Genomic DNA, 8295 nt, shown 5'->3' with positions numbered 1-8295 from the left:
CCCCCGAACCTCCTCCCGAAGCCGTGCCCGAACCGGAGACGGACACGGATGGGGATGGCGTACCGGACGCGCTGGACGCCTGCGTCCAGGAGCAGGGCACCCGGGAGCAGTCCGGCTGCCCCGCCGAAACGCGGCCCCTGGTCACCCTCACCCGGGAGCGGCTGCTCCTGCATGGGCAGGTGTTCTTCGAACCCGGCGCGGCGACGCTGACGGGCGCCTCGCGCGTGCTGGACCAGTTGGCGCGGGTGCTCCTGGAGCATCCCGAACTCCCGCGCGTGAGCATTGAAGGCCACACGGACACGGGAGGCTCCGACGCCGTCAACCAGCGGCTGTCCCTGGCGCGCGCCGAGGCGGCGCTCCGCTACCTCGTGCAGAAGGGCGTGCCCGCCTCGCGACTGGAGGCCCGGGGCTTCGGTGCCCGCCGACCGACGAGCACCAATGCCACCCAGGAAGGCCGCGAACAGAACCGCCGCGCGGAGCTGCGCCTGCTCATTGGCGAGCCCGCGCCCCCTCCGCCCTCACCGACCCAGGCGCCGCCCGACTGAGGCGGACGCCCGGGCTCCCCTGCTCACAGGGTGTGACAGCGCAGGGCTTTCATTCTCAGAAGGCGGTGAAGCTCGCGTACTCGCCCGGCCGGAACGTCCTCAGCGTGCCGAGCGCGATGGGGTAGCCGCTGCAGTCATCGGTCCGGTAGGCGATCACGTTTTCGACGTTGCTCCATCCAACGAGAGCGTCGGCGTCGGCCGGGAACGGATGACACCCGCCGTCGGGGTTCGGGAAGTTCGCCACGGGGGTCCTGAAATTGTCACCGTAGAACGTCAGACCCGACTCCCAGTTGATGGCAGGGGCGGCGAACGCGACACCCGATGACACGGCGATGCCCGCGACGGCGGTCAGACCCAGAACAGCACGAAGAGCGGCTTTGCGCATGATGACTTCCTCCAAGACGTGGATGTCTTTGACGAGGAGGATGGCGGGGACAACTTTGAATCGCAATCAATGCGCATCGCAGCATCCAACAAGACGGAATACCTGTGAGAAGCAGACAAGCCGGGGAGGAGGCGCGCAGCCTCCTCCCCGGAAACTCAAGGCAGCTTCATCAGATACCAGGCGCTCATGCCCGTCAGCTTCGCATTCATGCTGAGTGACTGGGGGTCCACGAAGAAGGCCTTCCCCAGGTTGTTGCGCACCAGGATGATGTGGGCTTCGCCTGCCCGGTTGATGCTCATGAGGCCGCCCATGGCGCCCTGCTCCCAGTTCGCCACGACGGTGGAGACCTCCTTGATGTTGTTCATCTGGACAAAGGGGCGGCCGAAGTACGCCTCGATGGCCTCGGGAGCCATTCCCTCGATGGACCTGAGCGCGCTCGCGGGATTGCCAGAGAGCGTCGCGTGGGAGGCGATGACGCAGTTGGCGCAGTTCATCTTTCCCCGGACGTAGTTCACGTGCCACAGCTCGGCGCGCAGTTGTGCCTGGTAGTCGTACTTGGGCGGCTTGATGACCGACGATGCATTGGGGGTCAGCAACGAGCCGACGACGCCGGTGAGGGTCCCGACCGTGTAGTAGTAGAAGTCCCCGCCGGAGGTAATGCCCCAACTGGCGCGCATGTTCTGCGTGCAGCCCGGGCACCAGAACATGACCGAGTCGCCGAAGCCCTGCGCGAAGCTCGACCACCGGTCGATCGCCGCGTTATGGCGGGCGACGATGGCCTCGGCGCCCTGCTGCGAGTTCGCGACCCGGTCGAGCACCTCCTGGACCGTGGCGCCCGACGCCGCCATCGTATCGAAGTTGAACGAGGGGTCCATGTCGATGCCCGAGAGGGCTGTGACGATGCGCTTCAGCACCTTGCCCGGAAGGGTCTGGGGCCCCTGGGGGAAGGTCGTCGTGGACGCGATCGGCCGGAAGGACGCCTCGGGGTCCGCGAAGCCGCCGGACGCCCCCGCGGACGGGAAGTACTGGCCCGGGTTGTTGATGGAACTGGGGCCCCCTCCTCCGCCCGGCATGCCCGGGAAGCCACCTCCCGAGGGTCCCCGGCACTCCTGGCCGATGCACCCCGAATCCAGGCCCGTCGGGTCGGAGCGGTTGATCGGATCATTCAGCGAGAAGGCGTAGGGATGGGTGGTGGCCGCGGTGCGGACCACGAGGAGCGGGTCGCGACTGAGGAACCGGCCGATGACGGGGTCGTAGATGCGCGCGCCCAACTGCGACACGCCCAGTGACTCCAGGGCTTCACCGCCATTCCACTGGGCGCTGGAGTAGAGCAGCGCGCCCGGGCTCACGGTGCCGCTGGACTTCGCCTCGCCGAAGGGCCGGTAGTCCACGTCCTGGATGAACCGCCCCTTGGAGTCGACGGCGTAGCGCGCGCCGCGCATCTCCCCGAAGGGGAAGGCCCAATCGTCCTTGGGGCCCCGCCGGGTGGCGACGATGCCCCCTGGGCCCGGAATGTTGCGGGTGAGGAGCTGGGTGGACTGGCCGTCGATGACCTGCTCCTTGAGCTCCAGGTAGTCGCCGAACTTCCACTCGTGCCGGGCGTCCCTGCCCACGACGCGCAGATCCAACTCCTGCAAGGTGCCCGCGGCGCCGGAGCGGAAGAAGGCGGTGCCCTCCGGCGCGGAGAGGGTGCGCACATCACCCGAGGGGTAATAGGACGCGTCGCGCAGGCCCGTGCGCGTGGGCTGGCGCAGCACGTTGCCGGAGCTATCGTGGGTGACGTTGCACGCGGTGCCCCCCAGCCCTCCGTTGCCGTAGCCGATGCGGCAGAGCCGGTCGCGGTCCACGGTGCCGTAGCTCATGGTGGCGTCGAAGGAGCCGAGCACGTCGCCCTGGGTGAGCACGTTGCCCAGCGCATCGTAGGTGTACTGCCAGTCCGCCAGGGAGGTGCCGCCCTGGGTGCGCTTGGAGGTCGCAAGCCTCCCGAGCGCGTCGTAGGAGAGGTTTGTCTTCACGCCAGGGGAGGCGCCGTTGACGGTCTCCGTGCGCACCATCTCGCGGCCCACGGCGTCGAAGGAGGCAATGCCGATGCTGCGGGAGCCGTAGCTGGAGCCGAGGGACAGGCTGCGCACCAGCCGGCGCCCCGTGTCGGCGTAGTCCCCGACGAACTCCACCACGCCTCCGACGATGGACTGGCGCACCCGGCCGAACGGGTCGATGGACTTCGCCACGAAGAGCTCCCGGCTGTCGTCCGGGCCCTCGGACTTGACGTACATGAGCCGGCGCGCGGTGTCGTAGGCGTACCAGGCCACCTCCTTCTGGTAGCCGGTGTCGGGCAGGAAGAGCGTGAGCGCGTCGAGCGCACCGTCCGCGTGCAGGTCGGTCTTCTCCACGTAGTACGTGCCCTGGCTGTCGGAGTAGACGCGCGCGTTGGTCTGGCCGTAGGCGTTGTAGCTGTAGGAGACCTCGCCCAGGGAGGACCTGGTCCGCGCCAGCCTTCCCAGGACGTGGGTCGGGGTGACGAGGGACGTGGGGCTGGCTCCCACGTCATAGAGGTAGTCGTAGGCGGTGTCCGACTCCGTCACGCCCCGGGTGCGATCCTCCGTGTGCGTGACGCGGCCCAGGGCATCGTATTGGGTGACCTGGCTGCGCTCTCCCGTGGGCGTCGCGACGGCCTCCGTCCACTTCACCTCCAGCGGCTCGCCCCAGATGCTGTACTTCATCGTCCGCGCGGCGGTGTCCGGCTCCTGCCACTGGACGCGCTGGCCGAAGGAGTCGAACACCCACGACCACGTCACCGGTCCCGTGAGTCCCACCGGATCCAGGTAGCGCGTCATCCCCGTCGCCTGCCCCAGCCGGTCATAGGTGAAGGTGGCGTGCTCCAGCGGAGTGCCGGACCTGATCGTCGAACGCGACAGGATCCGGCCCGTGGCCGTCATCGTGGAGGAGCGCAGGACGTTCACCTGCGGCGAGGTGGAGGTCAGCGCCACGGCGTCCTGGAGGGACACCGTCTCCAGGTGGTTCGCGAACGTGCGCGAGTAGCAGGTGGGCAACAGCTCCGTGCCCAGGCTCGGCGTGGTGGTGTACGCCTGCGGGCCATTGCCGCGGATGGAACACGACAGGGTGCCATCCAGGTTGAAGAAGGCACTGGTGCCGTAGACGGTGGCCGCGTTCTGCGAGGCCGGGTAGGGATCCGCTTCGAACGCCACCCGCCCCAGGTTGTCGTAGGTGCGCTCACCGCTGATCATCACCTCGGTGCCGTAGTCGCTGCCCAGGGGGGACTCGGTGCGGCGCGCGCGGCCCAGCTCGTCCAGGAACGTGGTGCTGGTATTTCCCAGGGCGCTGGCCTCGGTGCCCGGCGCGACGGGGTCCATGAAGGTCTTGCTCATCACGCGCCGACCGAGCGGATCCGCGCCGGAGAAGCCCAGGTAGCTCGTGGTGGACATCACGCCCATGTCGCCGTCGACAGGGTGCACGGTGGAGCGCACCGGCCGCAGAAAGCCGTCCAGGTCGACGCCGTACACGGTCTGGGTCGGGTCGGTCATGAGGCGCGCCGCGAGGCTGACCGAATCGCGCTTGAGGGTGCTGACGAGCGTCGGGATGCCCGTGGCGTCCACGCGCTGCTCCTTCAGCGCGAGCCCGAATTCGTCATAGACGAGCTTCACGGTGCGCGTGGCGCCGTCATCGCGCACGCGGCTGACGGTCTCGGGGTTGCCGGCGGCGTCGTAGCTGACGGTGTACTCGGTCACCGTGTCGAGCACCGCGCCGGTGGCGTCGCGGCGGTCGCGGATGTGCGAGGTGAGGTGCCCGGCGGAGACGCTGCCGGAGGCCAGGCCGTCGTACCGCCAGGACTCGGAGGCGAGCGTCACATAGGGCGTCTTGTCGCAGGTCCAGTGGCGCCGGCTCATGGGCGCGTGGAGCACCCTGGGGGCCGCCCCCGTGCCGGTGGGCGTGGCGTACTTCGTCTCCACGCAGAGGTCGTCATCGCTCCGGTAGGTGTCGTTGAAGTGCTTGATGTTGAGGACCCGGCCCTGGTTGTCGACGTCCGTCGCCTCCAGGCGGGTGGCCACGTTGGCGGCGGACGGAGGGGCCGCGCTCCCACGCCACGAATCGGTGACGCGCTCGTAGGCGAAGCCGTGCGCGCGGCAGGCGTCGTACCCGCTGTTGATGACGAGGTACGAGGCATTGAAATCCAGCGGATGGGCCAGCTCGAAGCAGTCCAGGCCCTCGTTGGGCGTACCGGCGGGCACGGGCTCCGCGAAGTACTTCGTGCCCCATTCGACGTGCGTGCCCTTCAGCCGTCGGGCGTAGGTGGGCAGGTCGGTGGCCAGCAGCGTCCAGGGGTCCAGGCTGGAGGTGGTGACGGTGGTGATGTCACGCACCTTGCCCGCCAGCAGGGCTCGGCCGAAGCGCACGGCCGGGGAGGTGTTGTCGAAGGCGGGCTGCGGATACGTGTCCGTGATGGTGGCGTAGCCTTCGCCCCGTCCCTGGACGATGACGGTGCTCAATGTCACCGAGCGCTGGTAGGCGGGCATCGTGAAGGTGTGGAGCGCGGAGTCGTAGACGAGCTCCGCGCCGCCGTAGGCGTAGCGTGTCTCCGCCAGCGTGCCGCCCAGGCCCTTGCCGCCCACGGTCACCACGGAGGAGACGACGACTTCCGGGAAGGGCACCTGGTGCTTCGTGGTGCCGTCCTCCTTGGCGGAGCGGTAGCTGACGGTGGTGAGGGCGCCGTAGCCATTGTCCACGCGGATGATGCGACCGGCCTCGGGCTTGCCGGCGCGGGTGCCACCGGAGAGCTGGTAGACGTCCAGGGACGTGCCGTTGAGGCGCACCACCTCCGGCTTGCCGTCGCCGTTGAGGTCATACAGGCCGCCGACGGTGCTCGACGTCTGGCCGTCGCAGCGCTCCGTCTGGCTGGAGAGGGAGAAGCCGCTTCCCGCCACATCGATGTTCACGGCCGGGGCGAAGCCCGCGCCGGTGCCCACCGCGACGGTCCATTGCACGGTCGAATTGACGATGCTGCTGGCCACGTAGTCGGGGATGCCATCGCCGGTCAGGTCGCGCAGTCCCCGGGTCTGGCCGGAGCCGTAGGGGGTGCTCAGGGGAGGATCCGGATTGGGCCAGGTGCAGATGCGCTCCTGCGCGTTCTCCTGCACGGACAGGGAGCCCGGGGACGGCAGCGTCAGCGTCACATTGCTGAAGCCGCTGCCCTTGCCGAGGAAGACGGTGGAGTCCACCACCCGGTCGAGGATTCCATCGCCGTTGACGTCGGCGAGGCCGCATTTGACGGTCTGGGTGTCGCTGTTCGTGAGCCAGAGGCCCACGCCGCATTCGGTGTTCGCCTTGAGCAGGAGGGGCGACGCGGCAAAGGCAGGCGTGCTGTCGGAGAAGAGCACGCCATAGATGTTGAAGAAGGCCCGGAGCTCGTTCGCGTCCACCGCCTGGGGATGAATCTTGACGGAGAAGTCGCCCCAGAGGACTTCATTGGGCTGCGAGCCATCGCGGCCTGGCTTGATGAAATCCACGATGACGGGCGAGGAGTTGAAGACGAAATCCAGGAAGCCGTCGCCGTTGACGTCCATCACCTCCCATTCGGTGTAGGTCTTCTCCGGCTCCGCGCTCGAAGCCGTGCCCAGGGGAGGCGTGGCGCCGTTCGGGTAGCCCTGGGGGTACAGCTCCCAGTCATGGAGGGTGTCGTTCCACTTCCAGGTCAGGCGCCTCTGGTGGTCGCGGCCGCTGAAGCGGCTGGAGAGAGGCAGATAGCCATTGCTGAGGGAGTGCCCCAGGCCGACGAGGTGGTTGTAGAGCGCGCTGATGGAATACGAGCGGCGCTGCCACAGGATACCCGTGGTGCCGGTGCCGGGCGTGTTGAGATAGATGACCCACTTGTTCGAGGTCTCTCCGGCGTCGATGAAGTCGACGCGGCCGTCACCGTTGACGTCCACGGCCTGCCGCCACACCCGGTCCTTGCCGTTGGCCCTGGGGTCGCCAGGGAAGCGCATCTCCGTGGCGCTGCGCGACTCGAAGGGGCCGGATGCGAAGGTGGTGTCGGAAAGCTGTGCGTTGACGGTGCCCAGGGTGGTGGCGCCCGCAGCGCCGGGCTTGTTGAGGGCGACCCAGAGCTTGCCGCTCTTGGCGTAGACGAAGTCGGGCAGGCCATCGCCCGTGACGTCGGTGAGGCTCTGCCAGGTCGCGGAGCCCACTTCGGAGGTGAGCGGCGGCAGGAACGTGCCATCGCGTCCGGTGCTGGAGAGCTTCGTGGTGTCCACACCCGCGGGCATCGGGATGGAAGCCGTCTTGGCGTAGGTGAGACTGCCGCTGGTGGTGGCGACGCCGTAGGTGAAGGAGGCGACGGGAAGCGCGACGGACTCCTCCGGGGTGCCCTGGCGCCCGAACATGGAGACGCTGACGAGGCGGGGCTGCCGGGTGTCGGCGTCGGACTGGTAGGCGAAGGCATAGGTGCGCAGCCGCTCGGTGGAACCGGCGCACGTGGCGCGGCTGGAAACGTCCAGGGTGCTCAGGGTGCGCAGCCGCGTCAGCGGGATGTCGCCCAGCAGGGACAGCGACAGGGGTGAAGTGCCCTGGGCGCCGTAGTTGAGCGTGACCTCGTTCTTGAAGCAGTCGGACTGGGGATGCCTGTTGTAGAGGATCCGTCGCAGGTCGATGGTGAAGCCCAGGTCCCCGCCAGGAATGGGGACACGGAAGACGTCGTAGGTGAGCTGGACGACCGTGTTGTCCGGTCCGGTGATGGACGACAGCAGCCACAGGCCGGCCCCGCCGAGGCCCGCCGGCTGGGTGAAGGTCCAGGTCTGTCCGTCGCCGTCGAACATCACCCAGTTGCCAGCCTCCTCCTTGAGGATGAGGTCGGGCGCGCCAAAGCGTGCCCCCCAGGTCAACACCTGCGGCGGCCCCGCCGAAACCTGCCGGGCAAACAGCTCCAGCGTCTGCCCCTGGAGGGAGAGGGTGACCTGCTCACGACCCGTGGGGACACCCGTGCCATTGCGCGGCTTGCGGTGGGCGAAGGTCATGTCCCGGCGGACGTAGGAGAGCGGGATGTCCCAGCCCAGGCCCACGGCACCGACGCCCCGGGCACCCGAGCCGATGGACAGGGGCACGGGCAGTCCGCCGCGCGAACCCGGCAGGTCCAGGGGAATGGAGGCGGAGTAACCGCCGGAGGCATTGACCGAGCCGGGCGACATGCCGGTGTCGGAAGCGCGCGCCGCGTAGTGGCCGCCGGTGGGCGCAAGTTGCGCCGCGCCCAGACGAGGCCACAGCCCAACGACGACGCCCATGGCCAAACCCAGCCATGGGCTCAAAGACAACCGTCTCATGTGTACCCCCTCAGGTACGCGTTACACGTTCGCC

At 68.5% G+C, this 8295-nt stretch carries 3 protein-coding genes; 1 reads left to right on the top strand and 2 read right to left on the bottom strand.

All coding sequences use genetic code 11. From position 1 onward, the window contains the following. A partial coding sequence (locus D7V88_RS08275; protein ID WP_147448660.1) for an OmpA family protein occupies positions 1 to 545 on the top strand: 545 nt, incomplete at its 5' end. Between the two features lie 55 nt (positions 546 to 600). On the opposite strand, the gene D7V88_RS08270 is transcribed toward D7V88_RS08275, so the two are convergent. Both D7V88_RS08270 and D7V88_RS08265 read right to left on the bottom strand, forming a co-directional pair. Next, complete coding sequence (locus tag D7V88_RS08270; protein ID WP_244238052.1) at positions 601 to 996, bottom strand: hypothetical protein; 396 nt, start codon at positions 994 to 996, stop codon at positions 601 to 603. An 89-nt stretch (positions 997 to 1085) separates the two neighbouring features. Next, on the bottom strand, positions 1086 to 8222 hold the full coding sequence (locus tag D7V88_RS08265; protein ID WP_158625038.1) for an RHS repeat-associated core domain-containing protein: 7137 nt from the start codon (positions 8220 to 8222) through the stop codon (positions 1086 to 1088). Positions 8223 to 8295: the final 73 nt, after the last annotated feature.

It is taken from the genome of Corallococcus terminator (assembly GCF_003611635.1).
Classification (GTDB): Bacteria; Myxococcota; Myxococcia; order Myxococcales; family Myxococcaceae; genus Corallococcus; species Corallococcus terminator.
The sequence above is the reverse complement of the archived record's forward strand: the minus strand, read 5'-3'. Positions and strand labels throughout refer to the sequence as shown.

Bases quoted from the DNA above. Each gene is read 5' to 3' on its own strand.
- D7V88_RS08265 (WP_158625038.1), bottom strand. From the start codon at position 8,222: ATGGGCGTCGTCGTTGGGCTGTGGCCTCGTCTGGGCGCGGCGCAACTT.